The 18,489-nt window shown below is 38.9% G+C and carries 10 protein-coding genes; 4 read left to right on the plus strand and 6 right to left on the minus strand.

Features of this window, described 5'->3' with window-relative positions; genetic code table 11:
• The gene (locus H4O18_RS07500) at positions 1 to 3,210 is read left to right on the plus strand and encodes a PVC-type heme-binding CxxCH protein (protein ID WP_246474091.1); all 3,210 of its coding nucleotides are present in this window, start codon (positions 1 to 3) and stop codon (positions 3,208 to 3,210) included.
• Between the two features lie 279 nt (positions 3,211 to 3,489).
• Positions 3,490 to 3,696, plus strand: coding sequence for a hypothetical protein (locus tag H4O18_RS07505; RefSeq protein ID WP_187583002.1), 207 nt, complete (start codon positions 3,490 to 3,492; stop codon positions 3,694 to 3,696).
• A gap of 258 nt (positions 3,697 to 3,954) precedes the next feature.
• On the opposite strand, the gene nhaD is transcribed toward H4O18_RS07505, so the two are convergent.
• The 6 genes from nhaD to H4O18_RS07535 all read right to left on the minus strand — a co-directional run bounded on the left by nhaD (position 3,955) and on the right by H4O18_RS07535 (position 16,026).
• On the minus strand, positions 3,955 to 5,220 hold the full coding sequence (gene nhaD, locus H4O18_RS07510; protein ID WP_222942368.1) for a sodium:proton antiporter NhaD: 1,266 nt from the start codon (positions 5,218 to 5,220) through the stop codon (positions 3,955 to 3,957).
• Positions 5,221 to 5,816: 596 nt separating this feature from the next.
• On the minus strand, positions 5,817 to 7,325 hold the full coding sequence (locus H4O18_RS07515) for a parallel beta-helix domain-containing protein (protein WP_187583004.1): 1,509 nt from the start codon (positions 7,323 to 7,325) through the stop codon (positions 5,817 to 5,819).
• Positions 7,326 to 7,345: 20 nt separating this feature from the next.
• The gene (locus tag H4O18_RS07520; protein WP_187583006.1) at positions 7,346 to 8,512 is read right to left on the minus strand and encodes a cytochrome-c peroxidase; all 1,167 of its coding nucleotides are present in this window, start codon (positions 8,510 to 8,512) and stop codon (positions 7,346 to 7,348) included.
• 282 nt (positions 8,513 to 8,794) lie between these two features.
• Entirely contained in the window at positions 8,795 to 9,652 is an 858-nt protein-coding gene (locus H4O18_RS07525) for a LytTR family DNA-binding domain-containing protein (RefSeq protein ID WP_187583008.1), read from the minus strand.
• A 266-nt stretch (positions 9,653 to 9,918) separates the two neighbouring features.
• Complete coding sequence (locus H4O18_RS07530) at positions 9,919 to 12,927, minus strand: DNA polymerase III subunit alpha (protein WP_187583010.1); 3,009 nt, start codon at positions 12,925 to 12,927, stop codon at positions 9,919 to 9,921.
• 393 nt (positions 12,928 to 13,320) lie between these two features.
• Positions 13,321 to 16,026: a putative LPS assembly protein LptD gene (locus H4O18_RS07535; RefSeq protein ID WP_187583012.1), complete on the minus strand. Its 2,706-nt coding sequence runs from the start codon at positions 16,024 to 16,026 to the stop codon at positions 13,321 to 13,323.
• Between the two features lie 129 nt (positions 16,027 to 16,155).
• On the opposite strand from H4O18_RS07535, the gene H4O18_RS07540 reads away from it, so the two are divergent.
• Complete coding sequence (locus H4O18_RS07540) at positions 16,156 to 17,466, plus strand: N-acetylmuramoyl-L-alanine amidase family protein (protein WP_187583014.1); 1,311 nt, start codon at positions 16,156 to 16,158, stop codon at positions 17,464 to 17,466.
• Positions 17,467 to 17,522: 56 nt separating this feature from the next.
• Positions 17,523 to 18,479, plus strand: coding sequence for an MlaD family protein (locus tag H4O18_RS07545; protein ID WP_187583016.1), 957 nt, complete (start codon positions 17,523 to 17,525; stop codon positions 18,477 to 18,479).
• Positions 18,480 to 18,489 lie beyond the last annotated feature (10 nt).

Genomic DNA, 18,489 nt, shown 5'->3' on the forward strand with positions numbered 1-18,489 from the left:
ATGATGAAAATCAGTAAAAAAGTTGCTTGGGGAAAGATTTTCCTGATGCTCTTCCTAGTCCTTGCCGTTTATAGCTGTAGTAAGGAGGAAGACAATACCTTAAAAATCGAACCTAATTCCCATATAGTATTGGTGGGTAATAATTTGGGATCGCGTATGATGAATTTTGGGCATTTCGAAACTGAAATGCAACTTCGTTATCCCAATGATTCGCTTTATATCCGTAACATGTGTGATGGTGGTAATACACCTGGTTTTAGACCACATTCCTCAAGAAATTCACCTTGGGCGTTTCCAGGAGCTGATAAATTTCAGCATGAGTCGGGGCAAGCCATACATTTTGTTGACGGTGAAGATGGACGCCGGTCTGGTCCTATTGGCCATTTTCCTTCGCCGGATGAATGGATTACTAGCTTAAAGGCAGATATTATTATCGGTTTTTTTGGGTATTCCGAGTCTTTTGAAGGTCAAGAAGGCCTGGACAATTATAAGGCGGAATTACGGGCATTTATTAAACATACCCTAAGTCAAAAATATAATGGTGACACACCTCCGCAATTAGCACTTGTATCACCCATTGCGTTTGAAGATCTATCCGATAAGATGGACTTGCCCAATGGACAAAAAGAAAATGGGAACCTTGAGCTGTACACTGAGGCAATGAAAGAAGTAGCCGCGGAAGAAGGGGTTCTTTTTGTGAACGCTTTTGATCCCACTAGGGAATGGTATCAATCCGAAAGTACAGATTTAACCCAGGATGGTTTTCAGCTAAACGATTTGGGCTACCAGAAGTTTGCCAAGTTGTTGGCGGATAAAGTTTTCGGTACCAAAGAAAGTAAGGTCGAAGAAAACCGTGAATTGGTGCTGGATGCCGTAAATGAAAAAAACTGGTTCTGGCATAACGATTTTAAAATCCCCAATGGTGTTCATGCCTATGGAAGACGTTACGATCCATACGGTCCGGATAACTATCCTTTTGAGATCGAGAAAATACGTCAGATGACCGCTATTCGAGATACGGCCATTTGGGAAGCACTGCAGGGCAAAAAAATGGATTTGGCCAAAAGTGATGCTAAAACCAAAGAATTACCTGAAGTAAAAACGAATTATAAGCCCAGTGATAAAAATGGAACACCGGAGTATTTATATGGGAAAGATGCCCTGGATAAAATTAAGACGGCACCCGGTTATAAGATAGAACTTTTTGCCTCTGAGGTAGAGTTTCCTGACCTAGCCAATCCCGTACAGATTTCCTTCGATAATAAAGGAAGGCTATGGGTAGGGGTAATGCCCAGTTACCCTCATTATAAGCCCGGCGATAGTAAACCCAATGATAAGTTGTTAATATTGGAGGATACGGACAATGATGGCAAGGCTGATAAGCAAACTGTCTTTGCGGACGGACTTCATCTAACCATAGGATTTGAATTTGCGCCAGAAGGTGTATATGTTTCTCAAGGTACCAACTTGATATTGTTAAAGGATACAGATGGCGATGACAAGGCCGATGCCAAGGATATCATTTTAAGTGGATTCGATGATCACGATACGCACCATGCAATTAGTGCGTTTACAACCGATCCTTCAGGAGCGATCTATATGGGCGAAGGGGTGTTTTTACATACCAATGTGGAAACTGCGTATGGTACTGTTAGAGGAACCAACGGTGGGTTCTATAGGTATAGCCCACAAAGGCATCATTTGGAACGGACTGCACAATTGCCCATTCCAAACCCATGGGGTATAGCTTTCGATGATTGGGGGCAACCATTTTTTGAACATACTTCCGGTCCCTCTGCTACTTGGATGATGCCAGGAACAATTGTACCAAGGTACGGGGTAAGTTCTCCATTACCTGAAAACCTTATTGAAAAGAAACATTTGGTAAGACCAACCTCTGGATTGGAATTTGTATCCAGTAGACACTTCCCCGATGCTGCACAAGGCAATATGTTGATTGCGAATACTATTGGTTTCTTGGGTATTAAGGAACATTCAATGGTAGATGATCCAAAAACTGCTGGTTATGTAAGCAAGCATCAAGAGGATTTGATTTCTGCAACCGATAAAAATTTCCGACCAGTAGATTTGGAGTTTGCTCCTGATGGTTCTTTGTACGTTATAGATTGGCACAATGTTCTTATTGGACATATGCAGCACAATGCACGTGATCCACTGAGGGATCATGCACACGGGAGAGTATATCGTATTACCTACCCATCAAGACCTTTGGTGGAACCTGCCAAGATTGTTGATGCTAGTATAGATGAATTATTGGATAACCTTAAACTTCCCGAATACCGTACCCGATACAGGACAAAAAGGGAATTGCGAGCTAGGGATGCCTCCGAAGTTTTGTCAAAATTAAAAACTTGGGTAGCAAGTTTGGATAAAAGTGAGCCTAGATATGAACACAATCTATTGGAAGCTTTATGGGTTACCTGGGGCTTGGATCAAGTTGATGGACAATTACTTGAACAAGTACTCAATGCAAAAGATTTCAAGGCCCGTGCCGCTGCTGTAGGTGTTCTTCGCTATGCAGGACATCAGATTCCAGATCAGGCAGACCTTCTAATGGAAGCTGCAAAGGATGATAATCCACGGGTAAGATTGGAGGCCTTGGTTGCTGCTTCTTGGTTGGGTAGGGATGTTGGAATTCCTATCATAACCGAAGCTGGAAAAAAGGGATTGGACAAATGGATGGAAAAGCCTTATGAATCGGCCCTGGCCCATTTAAATGGCCATAAAGCAGGGGAAGAGCCCAAAGAGGTAATTAAGACCGATCTAAAAGGAAAAGACTTAGAGCTTTTGGTTGCAGGACGGGAAATATATATGAGGGATGGTTATTGTGCCACGTGCCACCAACCGGATGGCCAAGGTCTGGAAGCTTCTGGTTTTCCTCCACTAGCTGGATCTGAATGGGTAACTGGTAATGTTGATAGACTTATAAAATTAACAACGAATGGACTAATGGGGCCTATAGAAGTTAATGGCAAGGCCTATCCAGGACAAGTTCCTATGACACCATTTGGAAATTTACTTACTGCAGATGAAACTGCGGCCGTATTAACCTATGTTAGAAATACTTTTGGAAATAAAGCCTCGGTAATTTCTGCAGATAAAGTGAAGGAAGTCCGTGAGCAAATCAAGGATAAACAAGGCTTTTATTCCCCAGAGGAATTATTAAAAGAGCATCCGCACGGAAAGTAAAAGGAAATTAATTTTAAAATTTTGGTTCAAAGGCTGTTTAAAGAGTTTTTCTTTAAACAGCCTTTTTTCCGTTTTAAGGTTTTTTTTAAAACTGCACTTTCAAATTTTAAATCGTGTGTTTCTGCCAAGATTTTGTTAAAAACCTCTGTTTTTTAGGATTATACATTAATAAGCCATATTATTCGAGATTATTGTGTTAAGTTTTCATACGTTTATACGACTAATGGATTTTTAGTACAGGAATAATTAATATTTGAACAGTAAAAATAGTTATTAAATATGGGAAGGCCGGCGACAAAACCAACGGAACTGAAGGACGGATATTATATTGAAGTTCGAAATAAAAATCAAAAAACTGGAGGTATAAAAATCAGAAGGGATACGGAGGAGCAGATGTTATATGCTTTGGAAGAATATAAGAAAAGCAAGGACGTTACTGTACTTGGTAAATTAAAAAATGGTAAAATGATGGATTTGGCAGGCTAGCCTGTGGAAAATTCAAAATTTAGTTTAAACCCTGCCTTCTACGGGCAGGGTTAATTTGTTGGACAAGAACTTATCTTCTTTTTTTGTTCAAAGAATCATATAGAGTTTTGGGAATAAATAAAGGTTAGATAAATAATTTCTTTCCGAATCAGTGACTACAACAATAGTTGTGGCAGGGAAATCTTATGCTCCAATCGATTCTAATTTCTTCAATATTCGGATTTAGTACCTGCTTACGTTTAATTCCTATATTAATCTTCAATTTATTAATATGAAGACCAGGATACCTGAGAAATACCCAATAAGTGCTAACCAGGCTATACGTCGCAGGTACCATAAAAAGTCTATCTTCAAAATTCCCATTGCGGCTACTCCAGCAGCAGACCCTATGATTAGTACACTTCCACCTGTCCCAGCGCAATAGGCCAAAAATGTCCAGAATTCATGATTCTGGGGAAAGGTTTCTATAGAATACATTCCCATTGCTCCAGCCACTAAGGGTACGTTATCTATTAATGAGGATAAAAGTCCCAATAAGGTATTAGTAATATGAAAATCGTTAAAATTGTTTTCCAGGGCACTTCCCATATAGGCAAGGGATCCATTGGTTTCAATGGCTGCTACGGCCAAAAGGATTCCCAGAAAGAAAAGGATACTAGGGCTGTCAATTTTCTGAACTGTAGCGGCAACAGATAAATGGTGCTTTAATTCAATGGGCTTATTTTTATGAAGAATTTCTGTTATTAACCAGAAAAGACACAAGCTAAATAGCATCCCCAAAAAGGGAGGTAAATGAGTAATGGCTTTAAATATGGGTACCATTAATAGAAGGCCGATCCCCAAGAGCAAAATAAAGTTACTTTCCCTAGGGCTTATTTGTTGAACCTTATGGGTAAAAGGCACAATAGCTTCTATAGTTTTCCCTTTGAAATTATAAGAAACGATTAGTAAAGGAACTAATAAACAAGCTAAACTAGGTAAAAATACCTCACCAATGATAGTGTTGGTAGAAACTTGGCCACCATTCCAGAGCATGATAGTGGTAACATCACCTATGGGCGACCAAGCACCGCCAGCATTGGCTGCGATTACGATAAACCCTGCGAAATACCAAAGGTCCGCTTTGTTGTTCAGAAATTTTCTTAAAATAGCAACCATTACAATGGTTGTGGTTAGGTTATCCAAAACAGCTGAAAGAAAAAAGGTTAGTATACATAGCACCCAAAGTAAGACCAACATGCTTCTTGTCTTGAGTATCCTAAGGATAATTTCAAAACCGTTATGGGTGTCAATTAATTCAACTATGGTCATGGCTCCCAGTAGAAAGAATAAGATTTCAGAAATTTCCTCAAAATGTTCCTTGAGCTTCAACAGGGTTTCTGAAAAATCTACTCCCGTATGGGCGACAATCACCCAAAGTAGTACTCCAATAAACAATGCCGTTGCCGCCTTGTCTATTTTCACCACATGCTCCAAAGCAATAATCATATAGCCGACCACAAAGAGAAGGGTGGTAATCAACATGATAATTTATTTGGATTTTTTAAATTGATTCTCATATAAGGCTATATTTAGGATTAGTGTTTTTACGAGAAAACCCTAGTACAATTTTTATTTCCTTAGATTTTATTCCTCGGGACTTTTGAACTTGGGAGGGATTATTGTTACCAATGAACTTATTACCAATATTTTATTTAAGGACCGGTAGCGCTTAAAAAGTGAAAAAAAAAGGAAAAGAGGAGCTTGTCACCAACGAATAGAATTACACCAAGATAAATCGGTAAAAAAGGAATAGACTTTAACGCATTCATTATTTAATCCAAATTATTAACTCTAAGGTATAAACAATAATCGTTAACAGATTGTTAAAAATAAAAGCCTGAAGAATCAATTAAAGTTAAGCGTTACGAACTAAAATTTTTGGTTTGGTTAAAATTTATGAATGCTCATATATATCCTGAAAGACTTGATTTTAAGTGGGATGAGGTCTGTGTACTCTAGATTGGGACTTTATATTTCATTAAAGGACCAGTGAGTATAACGATAGAATCCACTGGGTTGGGTCAACGAAAGCGATGAGTATTAGTTTTTGCCATTTTTATTTTAACAATAATTTTGAACTAGTCCTTCATGGCTAGAATATATACTGCTACGGCCATTTTGGCCTCGTCCGATAAATAATCTTGTGGTGGCATTTCGGGGTAATCTTTTCTAAGGTTTTTTGGTGCGGTTATATAGTCTACGATTCCCTGTGGATTGTCCTTGTGAATGGCCTGTATAATTTCTGTTGGAGGGCCAATTAAACGATTTCCAAAGGCATGGCAACCGGCGCACACACCGTAATAGGTCAGTTCACCCAATTCCTCTTTTGAAACCGACCTGGGGGGTACTGGGTTGGGCATTAGAAAGGTTCTCAAATCTTTGGTGTCTGTAATTTGGGAAGGACCATAGTTATCCAAACCAAAGGTGCGGTACCTATTCTTATCCCTAATGGTACTGCCAGAGCCTCCGCCGTAGGCGAAAATATCCGGTCCCTTCGTATCCATCTGGGTCAACATTATGGCTTTTATTTCACCAGTTGGGGCATTCCCATTGTTGAACATAATATTATCAAGAATTACCACTCTGTCAGGATTTCCTTCAGAATTGGGATCATTGGCCTTGGGAGCTCCGGTAGCAAGATCTACTATGGTAATCCCAGTATTATTATTCCCTGTAATGATATTGTTTTCCACAACGACATCATCGGCTGCCATAATTAGGATTCCTGTTCCGGCGGGAATTCCTGCAACGGTAGACCCTGGAGCACCAAAGTTTTCATGATTGTTGTTAACCACAAAATTGTTGCGAAGTATAACATCAAAAGTGGTTTTTATGGGTAAACCAGGTGTTACGAAGGCCAGAAGGCCTCCGGTATTGTTGTGCGCATAATTATTCTCGACCAAACAGTGCCTGGAATTTTCTATTTCTTTGCCCGCAACATTATCAAATACTTCATTATGTAGCACATCAACATTGTCGCACATACCTACGTAAATGGCCGCATCCGCTATTTTGCTTAGGACATTGTGTTCAATAAGTCCGTTTTTGCCATACTGTGGAAAAATGCCGTAAACACCGGTATCAATAATCCAGTTGTTGCGAATTATAAAGTTGTTGCCCGCTTGGCCCATGACACCATTGCCTTTATAATTAATGATTTTAAAATTCTCTATTAGAATGCCATTGCCCGAATAAAGGAAAGCATCATTTATTTTTTTTTTACCATCCAAGGTGGGCCATTCACCATTGATTACCACACCTTGCAGGCTAATATTGTCCTTGTCAATGTAAACGTTCTCCGAATATGTTCCGGGATATACACGTATAAGATCGCCTGGATTGGCCTCTTTTACGGCATTCTGTATAGAGGAGCCTTTTTTTACTTCAATAATTTTTCCTGTAAATTCCTGATTGGAAGCTACTTGTGTAGTATCATTGGTAAGTCCAATGTTTCTATACTTCATAGTAGAAGGTATTGGAACTGTCTCCACATTTTTTTGACCAAAGAACGATTTTCCCAAGAACACTCCAATACCCAATAGCACTATAGATCCTACGATTTTTAATAAAGGCGATTTTTTCTTCATTTTGTTTTATTGATGGTTAATTAAGTTGATGATTTTGATGTTAGGAGTCCGGAAGGGAGTATATCAGGGACAATAGGTCTAAAGGATTCATCTGTCAAGGTTTTAAGAAAATCCACCAGGCGGTCCAATTCATAATCGGTTAAATTTGGTTCCCAAATGTGCCAATGAATCAATAAATTCTCTCCTTCGGGTACCGCGTGCCCACGACCGTCGGTATAAAATTGAACCGTTTCACGAAGGGTTTTGAATCTCCCCGAGTGCATATATGGAGCTGTTTTGGCTATATTCCTAAGACTCGGAACTTTAAAAGCTCCTCTTAGACTATTATCTTTAAAAGGAATTTCGGCGCCCGGATCCAAAGGTAGGCCATCGGGTTCAGGCGTGCCTATAACGGCGAATTGTTGATTTGTAAATAGGGGAGGGGTGTGGCACTCTGCGCAACGGGCCACAAAAGACCTAAATACGTTAAGTCCTTCTATTTCGTGCTTATTTAGTGCTTTATCATATCCATGGGCATATTGGTCATATTTACTATTAAAGGAAAGCAAAGAGGATTGGAAAGCTGCTATGGCCCTTGTAATTTCGTTGAGATCTATCAGTTCGTCCCTTTGCCTTTTCGGAAATGCTTCTGCAAATAATTTCTGGTAATTTTCAATTGCATTAATGGTCTTAAGTAAATTTTCCGGCGTATTTCCCATTTCTTCTTTGGAAAACAAGGGTTCCAACATTTGTTCCTCCAAGGTTGAAGCACGCCCGTCCCAAAAGAGTCTTTTTAAATAGCCTACATTATATAGGGAAGGGGCTCCTCTTTTAAGATTATGACCGTCAACACCTTTGCTAACTGGTAAACCATCACCAAGTCCTTTATTGGGGTCATGGCATGTTGCACAGGAAATGGTTTGGTCCGCAGAAAGAGCGGGGTCAAAAAACAAATATCTTCCCAGGTCAATTTCCTGTGGAGAAAAACCATCGCGAACTTCAGGCAATGCGGATTTTAAACCTCCAACACCTGCCTTGTTGGTTATGTCATATTGATTATAAAGATTTCGGGCAATACACTCATTATTCGCATTCAACTTAAATCCGGGAGGGCAGGTACTTGATAAAAGCGGAACTGGGTAATAGGCCGTGGATTTTTGCCATGAAAAAAATACCAGTGCCAAGACTCCTAGAATTGTCAATGACATAATTACTTTTAAGATGACCCTACCTTTTTTCAATCGATCTTGTATTATCCTTTGGTTATTCCATAACATTTAGAACCGTAAATGCTAACCTGTATTTCAGCGAGTTCACGATTGGATATATTATCGTGTTTTGGACCAAAAAGCCTAACATTTATTAAATTGGATGTGAACTATCCTGCTCAACAGCCTAGACAAATCCTCTTTATTGGCACAAATTAACGATGGAGTTTCGACTAATCGTTATGTCTTTGGTACTTTGTGATGAAATATCCCTATTTGGGATTAATGGGGTGTTTTTTTTAGTTGGAGTGCTTTTTCGAAATCGGTCTTATAACCGAACGAAACGGGAATTTTTTCCTCTGGGAAATATTGGATATTAAGGACGTACCCTTTTTTTGTTTTCTTTGCAGAGTTGATGTATACCGTATTCACCATATAGGACCTATGGACCCGGATTACCTTAGGGTCCGAGATAATTTCATCCAATTCCTTGAAACTCATTCTAATAAGGTCCTTGTTGATTTTTTCTCCTGTAAAGTAAAAGAGTTCCAAATAATTTCCTGCAGATTTGATATATACTAATTGGTTGTATTTTATGGCCAATACCACCTTATTGTTTTCTCCATTTAAAATCAATAATTCACTGTTTCCATCAGTGCTTGTATTTTTTATGTTGTATTGAATTTCCTCTTTGAAGGAGGGCAATTTTTGTTTGATCTGTGCATACCACAAAAACAGTGTATAGGGCACCGCCACTACTAAGCCTATTTGCCAAAAGGTAAGTAGGAATTCCGAAATTTGTTCTTGAAGCGTTCGCATTGGTGGACTATAGGCAAACTCAAATATAAGTGCCATTAGTCCCATTTCCATTAGTCCCCAAGGGAGTAAACTATAGATTTTAAATCTTTTGGGCCCAAATATTGTACGCAGTATAAACTGGGTGAAAATAAGTACACTAAAGCCTATTAGGACAAACTCCCAATAGTAATTTTCGCCCCATTTATTGATGTTGTAAGGGGCGTATATATTGATGAAAATGAAGGAATACAGACTAATAAAGCCAATCAATAAGAGTTTGCTTTTGGCAGAATCCAAATAGGGGATTTCCTGTTTTAATATTGCTTCTATACGCTTCCTCATATGTTGGACAGGTTACAAAAACAAAACATGGTAATTTTTGGTTTTACTGGTTGGGTTAATTTGTTACATCGAATCTAATGAAAATAGTTTTTATAGGAATACCCTCTTGGAATAATCTTTAAAGTGCTTTGCAGTGGTATTGTCTGATTTCGTTATAACCTGGAAGAATCCGGGTAGGAATATTAAACAAATCTAAAAAGTAAATGTTAGTGGAGTGGGATTAAGGTTTTTACTGAACTTTCCATAAAGGCCGGATTGTGAGAATTTTATTTTTTATCTGAATTTAATTTTAATACACTGGTTTTCATGTCGGCATATCTGGGATCAGAAATATAATCCTGTTTTTGCATTTTTATGACCTCTATACTTAGGAATCCAAATTCGCTCACTACTTTTCCATAAAATCGATAAATGCCCTTTCCCCTGAAGAAGTATTTTGCGGCTACTGGCGGAAATAGTACGGTATCAAAAACCTCCCCATGTTGATCTACCAATGTGGCAAAATTCATACGGGTACCTTTGTGGGTACGGGTATTTTTCACAGTCACCAGATATCCGTAAATATCAATATTTTTTCCCAAATAGGCTTCCAGGTCTCTCTTACCTAGTACGTTCGTTGTGGGGTTGGCCAAAATATCAAATGGACTGCAAAGGGTAAACCCCATAAGTTCCAATTGGGTAAAGGCCATTTCCAGATCCGTTGAGTATAATTTAGGTATTTCAAAATGTTGATGTTTGGCAGTAAACAATTTGGGGTGCTCCAATTTGGTATTTTTGGATATGGACAGATGTGCTTGCCACAAAAGTTCGTGTTTGTTTATCCCTGTAAACCTGAAGGCATCAATACGGATAAGGATGCTTAATTGCTCAATGGATATGGATATCCTATCCAAAAAATTGGTCAAGGATAAATAGGGTCCATTTGTGTTTCTTTCGGTTGTAATGTTCGCTGCCACCTGTCCTTCAAGTTCCCTTAAGTACATAAACCCGAGGTACAGTTCTTTTTTATAAATGCAGTTAAGCATAAAGCTTTTGTTTATACAAGGGGAATGTATCTTGGCTCCCAACATCCTGGCTTCGTGTATATAGAATTCGGCGCTATAGAATCCACCTCCATTGTTAAGCACGGCCACCATATATTCCAATGGGTAATATGCCTTTAAGAATAGGGTCTGATAACTTTCGACGGCATAGGACGCGGAATGGCCCTTAGCAAAGGCATAACCGGCAAAGCTGGCTACCTGGTCCCATATTACAAAGATGAGCTTATCGTCATAGCCTTTTTTCTGGCAATTGTCCACAAACTTATCCTTTACTTTTTGGAATTCTTCCCTGGAGCGGAACTTACCACTCATTCCTCTTCTTAGGACATCTGCTTCACCCAAAGTAAGATCAGCGAAATAGTGGGCTACTTTAATTACATCTTCCTGATATACCATTACGCCGTAGGTTTCGGGCATAATGGATAGCATTACGGGATGTGCCCTTTCCTTAGCTCGTTTTGGATCCCGATGGCGCAGTATGTATTCACGCATCATACCACTTTTGGCCACTCCTGGTCTGATAATGGAACTTGCAGCAACCAATCCCAAATAATTATCGACTTCCAATTTCTTTAACAACATCCGCATCGCTGGTGATTCAACATAAAAACAGCCCATACATTGGGCGCTCTTCACCAAATTGTTGACGTTAGGGTCATTTTTAAATCGGGCAATATCATGAATATCAAAGGCGTCTCTTTCCTCTGGTTGGTTATAGCTTATGATTTCCAAGGTCTCCTCAATTTTCGCCAAACCGCGCTGGGAAAGGATATCAAATTTAAATAGACCAACATCTTCGGCGATTACCATGTCAAACTGTGTCGTGGGATATCCTTTTGGAGGGAGGTGGGTGGCGGAAAAATAGTGAATGGGTTTTTCGGTAATAAGTATACCCCCGGCATGGATACTAAGATAATTGGGCATTCCTTTGATCAATTGTCCGTATTTAAGTACCAATAATGCTACTTTATCCAATTGGGAAATATTATATTTTCTATCGCACAAAATATCTATTTCCTCTTTAGGCAGTCCAAACACCTTTCCCAATTCGCGTATGACCCCTTTTTCTTGGAAAGTAACATATGTGCCAAGTAGGGAAACATTGGGGAAGCGTTCAAAAATATATTGTGTCATTGCTTCACGGTCCTTCCATGAAAAATCTATATCAAAATCAGGTGGGTTAACACGGTATAGATTAATGAAACGTTCAAAATAAAGGTCCAGCTCTATAGGGTCTACATCGGTAATATGAAGTAGGTAGGCCACAATACTGTTGGCGCCACTACCACGACCTACATAAAAGAAACCTTGTTTTCTGGCATGTGAAACAATATCCCAATTAATGAGAAAGTAGGACACAAATCCCATTTTTTTAATTAAGTCCAATTCCTTTTGGAGGCGCTCCAGAATTACTGAGCCTATTGAGGTATGTTTGTATCTTTCCGGTAAGCCCTCCTGACATAATTCTTCCAAAAGCGCCTCATCCTTAGTGGTATCGCCTAGGTAAGTAACTAGGTTTTGAGGTTTTCTTTCTTCTGAAAAATCGAAAAAGATGTTACAGGATTGCAATAACCGCTCTGTGTTTTCCAATATAAAACTGTATTCGGAAAAAGCTGATTTCAAATCATTTAAAGGAAGCATTTTTTCTTCCGGATCTGCTTCTTCTGCCGGGGTCAGTTTACTTAGTAATATGTTATTGTCAATGGCACGTAACAAACGGTGAGCATTAAAATCCCGTTTATTGCGAAAAGTAACCGGTTGTTGTACCACCAATTTATCCCTGTACTCCAAAATTTCGGAAAAAGGAAGTCGTCTTAGGTCTCTGATGGAAATCCCGATATACTCGTGTTCCAAAAAGTTTTTTTGTCCGTTCAACAGTACTTTTTGAAAAGGATATATTATATACACATCTTTAAAAGCAGGTGCTTGGGATTTAATTTCTTTTTCTAGATGCAGGTGGTCAGATAAGAAATTGTTCAGTTCTTGATATCCATTATTATTTTTTGCTATACCTACAAAGCATTGATCTACCCCATTTCTAAAGTCGATTCCTAAAATAGGTTTAACACCAAATTCCGGTGCTTTTCGCACAAAATTTAATCCTGCCGATGTATTATTGATGTCCGTAAGTACCAAATGATTCACATGGTTTTCTTGGGCCAATTTCAAGAGTTCCACCTCGGAAAGGGTGCCAAATCGCAGGCTGTAATATGTGTGGCAGTTTAAGTACATTTTATAATATGCATCATGAACATATGAAAATAGCTTTTTCGGAACTTTGTTTTGCCGGTGTGCGATACTCTGGGAGCAGCCATGAAACTCAATTTATGATTCCCAAATTCGAATGATTCTCGCTGCAGGAATTGTCTAAATTGCACTTATAAGCTTTTGCCATTTTTATCTTTGCAGCGTTACATCATCAGCAGTTTATACGTCAAAACCCCAATAGAACTATATTGATAAAGGTAAGGATTTATTAACCCACCTTCCTGAGCGTTAACTGATTTTAATTGCTATCCACAGTCGACGGGAATGGCCACAAAAAGAAGTTAAAAATTAAAGGATTAAGGTCGTGGTCCATGGATAGGCAACCTTAATGGGTATTTCTTATAAATTTTATCGCCACTAGTTGGATTTACTTCTGTTTTCCCATTTCAAATCTTTTAAAATGGAACTCTTAATACCTATAAAGAAGTACCAACGTTTATAGGTGCCAAATGGGGTCCAATTGAAATTCATCTTAAAACTCTTCAGATCTCGTTCAAAACGTAACTGGGTTAGGGTGAATCCTTTGTTCTGGAAATCGTAACCAGAGGATCCCCCAATTTTCCATCTTGGGGAAAGTTGGATGTTTCCGGAAAACATCAGGGAATGACTGCCTATAGTGTTTTGGCGGTTGGAATTGCTGTAATTCACTGCGTATGCCAATCGTAGGTCCCAGGGTAATTTAGTTCCATAAATTGGATTTTCTACATCTTCAGAGTCTTTGTCCCTTTCATCATCAGGCTTATTTTCGTTAAAGTCATTGGCCCTACCAAAAAGATCATCATCCCTACCGCCACTAGATGCAACATAGTCGTATTCATCTTTGTCATCCTCCTTTTTTTCATTTTTCTTTTTTCCAAAAGTCTCACTGCTCAAGGAGTAGCTAAGATTGGCCCGAGCAGAAGTAAGTCGAAACAAACTACCTCCATTATCCACATTAAAGGTATTTATACGTGTTCCATTATTGTCTATGGCATAGGGGTCCAAACTGGCACCAAAGTTAATGGCCATTTTGTTGTTGAGTATATTGGTTCCACCGGTCAAGTTCAATGGACTTAGTTTTAGGGAATCCGCTTCAAAATTGTATCCCGTGGAGAGGTTAAGGTTGCTCAACAGCGATATTTTTTTCGGTTTTGTGGCAGTGGAATCTTTGTCACGGACTTTAGCTTCAAATTGGTTGCCCAAGGAAAAGCTCATAGAACTGGATTTAGTTAGGCCCGGCGCACCGTTCAAAGTACCTTCGAACCTACTGTACAATTCCAATTCATCGTCGGCACCAATATAAGTGTCATAATATTGTTCAAAGGATGGTGCATATCCATAACTAACGGACGGACGCATAACGTGCCGTATAGCCTGAATTTTTTTGTCCTCGCCAAAATTGACCAGTCCATATAAAGTGGTCCCAATACTGGCACTGAAATTATATTTATTGTAGCGGTCAAATCCATTAAGGGTATCTGTTACGACTTCCCGCTTGGTATCTGGGTCATAACCTCTTTCATAGGTCTCTATGGCCCACACGTCCTCATAGGAACCTCCAACACTTACACTAAAATGCTTGGCCACTTTAAAGTTGGTGCTAAGGGGAATGGTATGCCTTGCACCAAAAAGTGAATTTTCGAACATTCTACTGGTCAAAAAATCTTCTTCAGTGGTCTTGATACTATTTCTGGCATTCAGGTTGTACTGAAAGTTTACATTTTGAATGATACCCTTTTTTATGCCTTCACGTGGTGCAAACGGAAATATACGCTCCATACTGGCCTGTAAGGTGGGTAAGGTTACATCAACTGCACCGGTATTGGTGTTTTGATTATGCGTGGCCGTTAAACTCATGTTTACGGACGGATATTCCGGGAATGTTTTAGAATAGGATATGGACGATGATAAATTGTTTACTTGGGTATTTGGCAAGTTCTGCTGTAGCAGGGAGTTCCTGTAATAAGAACTACTACCGAGGTTTACCGATGCCTGAAATCTGGAATTGGGATTGCTTTTTTGGTCTTGGGAATGTGAAACTTGAATATTATATATAGTAGTTCTGCTATAATCACTAAACCCTTTTTGACTCGTGACCAGATTTTCATATCTAAAGTTCACATTCCCCCTATATTTATATCTTTTGGTATAGACGGATTGTGTTCTAAGACCATAACTACCGTTGGTATATAAATCTCCCGTAAGGGTAAGGTCTACATAGTCACTTATGGGTACGTAATATCCTCCGTTTTGTAAAAAATACCCCCTGTCAGGGTCACTACCAAAAGTAGGCATCATTAATCCCGCCGATCTGCCAACGGTCAGGGGGAAATAAGCAAAGGGTAGTGCTACCGGGGTAGGTACATCGGCAATATAAAGGTTGCTGAATCCAGCGATCACTTTCTTTCCAGGTACAAATTTGGCTTTTTTTACACGAATATAATAATCTGGGTTAACGGTGTCTTTGGAGGTGGTAAGCTTACCTTCACTTAGGAAATACACGGAATCGTTTTCCTTCTTGGTAATCTCTGCGTAGACCTTCATGGCATCGCTGCCCAACTGTCCCAAACCAGCCTGCTGCTCTGTTCTGGAGTTCCAAATAATTGCTTTTTGAGTGTCAAAGTTGAACCTGATGGAATCCGGTATTACTTCATTTGTTCCTTGTTTAAAAAACGGTAGTTGGGTGTAATTTCCAAGCGAATCCTTTATTCGCCCGGCATAGACTTCATTTTTTATATAGTCCATTATAATTATCCCGGCCTTTAATTCGGTATCCTGATAATAGAGTTCGGCTTCGTTATACAGATATATTTTTTGATCTTTTTGGCTCATCTTCACATAATCCTTGGCCTTATATTTTATTTTGTCCAGGAGAAGAGGTTGTTTGCCGTTTAAAGAGTCTATTTTCGTAGTGTCGTTTAAAATGGTGTCCTTTAATTTTGGATCGGGCAAAAGTGGCGCAATTATTGTATCTCTATGAGCTACAATAGGCAGTTGCTTAATTTGGTCTTCTTGGGCAGATGCAGTAATGGCACCAAATAATAGGAGCAATAGGAAAAGTACATGATGTTTATTTGATTGCAAAGCTATATATCCTATTTTTGTAACGGTTTAGCTACATTTTGGGTTCAAACTTACATATATTTTTTGTTCTGCCTGTAGGGTATTGCGATAAATTTAACCTAATTAAAAGATCAAATTATCTCTAGTGATATGAATATGAAACCGTTTTATATTATTCCATTTATAATTTTAACATTTTTTCTGACTTCTTTTGGCAAAAATATCAAAGCCGATGACAATGACGGAAAATTTGTCGTTGTATTGGATGCCGGACACGGTGGCCATGACCCTGGCAACCTGGGCAACGGATATTTGGAAAAAAATATAGCATTAAGGATTGTGCTAAAAGTGGGCGAGATTTTGGAGAAGAATCCCAATATTAAGGTTATTTATACCAGAAAGGACGATACGTTTGTTGATCTATACCTCAGGGGGGAAATTGCCAATAAGGCCAATGCTGATTTATTTGTTTCGGTACATTGTGATTCACATAGTTCCGATGCCCATGGAGCAGGTACTTTTGTTTTGGGACTTCACGCCAATAAACAGAACTTTGAAATAGCAAAGAAGGAAAACTCGGTAATTTATCTGGAAGATAATTATGAGAGTAGATATGCGGCATACGACATAAACTCTCCGGAATCTATAATCGGTCTTACTATAATGCAGGAAGAGTTTTTGGATCAAAGTATTAATCTTGCAAAATTGATGCAGGACAATTTTTCAAACAAGTTAAAGAGAACCGACAGAAAGGTTAAGCAAGCTGGTTTTATTGTGCTTCACCAGACTTTTATGCCCAGTGTTTTGGTGGAAACAGGATTTTTGACCAATAAGGACGAAGGTGCCTATTTAAATTCGCAAAAAGGGCATAATGAAATGGGTAAGGCCATAGCCGATGCTATTTTAGCCTATAAGGGCGATATGATATCAAGCACCGATCAGCTGGCCCTAAACGATTCCCCAGCTAATTCGGAACCAAAGCGGGAAGAAGCTAAAGAAAAAACAATTGCGAAGGAGGCAGGGGCAAAGGACAAGAAATCTGAACAACTTGTTTTGGAACAGAAACCGGTCAAGAATATTCCAAAAACCGTACTTGTGGTGAAGAATGAAACAGATAATTCTACCAAGGAGTTGGTTAAGGAGCCCATTAAGAAAGAGCAGCCCCCAGTTGTGGAAAAATCGACCAAAAAATCTGAAAATATTATTTTTAAGGTGCAAATTTTTGCTAGCTCTAAAAATATTCCATTGCATTCTGAGAACTTTAAAGGACTTAATACCCTTTCCAAAGAACCTTATAACAATTTATATCGTTATATGTATGGTAATACGGAATCCCATTTTCAGGCAACACTTCTCAAGAGCAATGCCGATGCCAAAGGATATACCACCTCTTATATAGTAGCCTATAAAGATGGGGTACGCATCTCGGAAACGGAGGCTCTTAAATACGTATCGGAATAATAGTCACTCTTCTAAAAATTATTTCTAATTTTGTTAGCAACTGAAAATAAAATCTTTTGAAAATATCTAGGGAAATAAAAACTGGTATTGTAGTCTTAGGGGGTATCCTTTTGTTTATACTTGGTTTTAGTTATTTAAAATCTACACCACTATTCGATAATAGCAAAACCTTCTATGCGGTATACAGTAATGTTGGAGGATTACAGTCCGGTACACAGGTTACTATAAACGGATTCTCCGTTGGGAAAGTAAATGATATTAGGTTTAATGATGCCTCAGGAAATCTATTGGTAACCTTTACTGTTGATAATAGTTTCTCTTTTTCCAAAAATAGTAATGCGGAATTATATGACACAGGAATTATAGGTGGCAAAGGAATCCAGATCAAACCCGTATTTGATGGGGCCGTAATGGCCAAATCCGGGGACACATTACCATCAAGTTCGAGACCGGGACTTACAGAATTGGTCCAACAACGTTTAACCCCTTTGCAGGCTAAAGTAGAAGGAGCAGTTACCAATGCCGATTCCTTATTAATGAATGTAAATGATATTTTGGATCCTAAAACAAAAAAGGACCTGAGGGAAAGTATAGCGGGTCTAAACATATTGGTGAAAAGTTTTCAGGGCAGTGCCAATTCTCTAAATAGTCTTTTGGCGGACAATCAAGATAACCTGAACAAATCCCTTACCAACTTAAGTGTTATTACAGAGAATTTTAACAAGTTATCCGATACACTTGTCAATGCCGGTTTGGGTGGGACTATAAAAAATTTACAATCCACTATGGGCAACATTAATGATATGATGGCCAAAATTGAAGGGGGCGAAGGCTCTTTGGGGAAATTGGTAAATGACAAAGCGTTTTACAACAATCTCACCAATGCCTCCAGGGAATTGGATTTACTATTACAAGATTTTCGTCTAAATCCAAAACGTTATGTAAATGTTTCAGTTTTTGGTAAAAAGCAAATAGATTACGCCCTTCCTGAAGAAGACCCGGCCGAAAAATAGAGAATTACAT

The sequence above is a fragment of the Arenibacter arenosicollis genome, from assembly GCF_014397245.1.
GTDB lineage: Bacteria > Bacteroidota > Bacteroidia > Flavobacteriales > Flavobacteriaceae > Arenibacter > Arenibacter arenosicollis.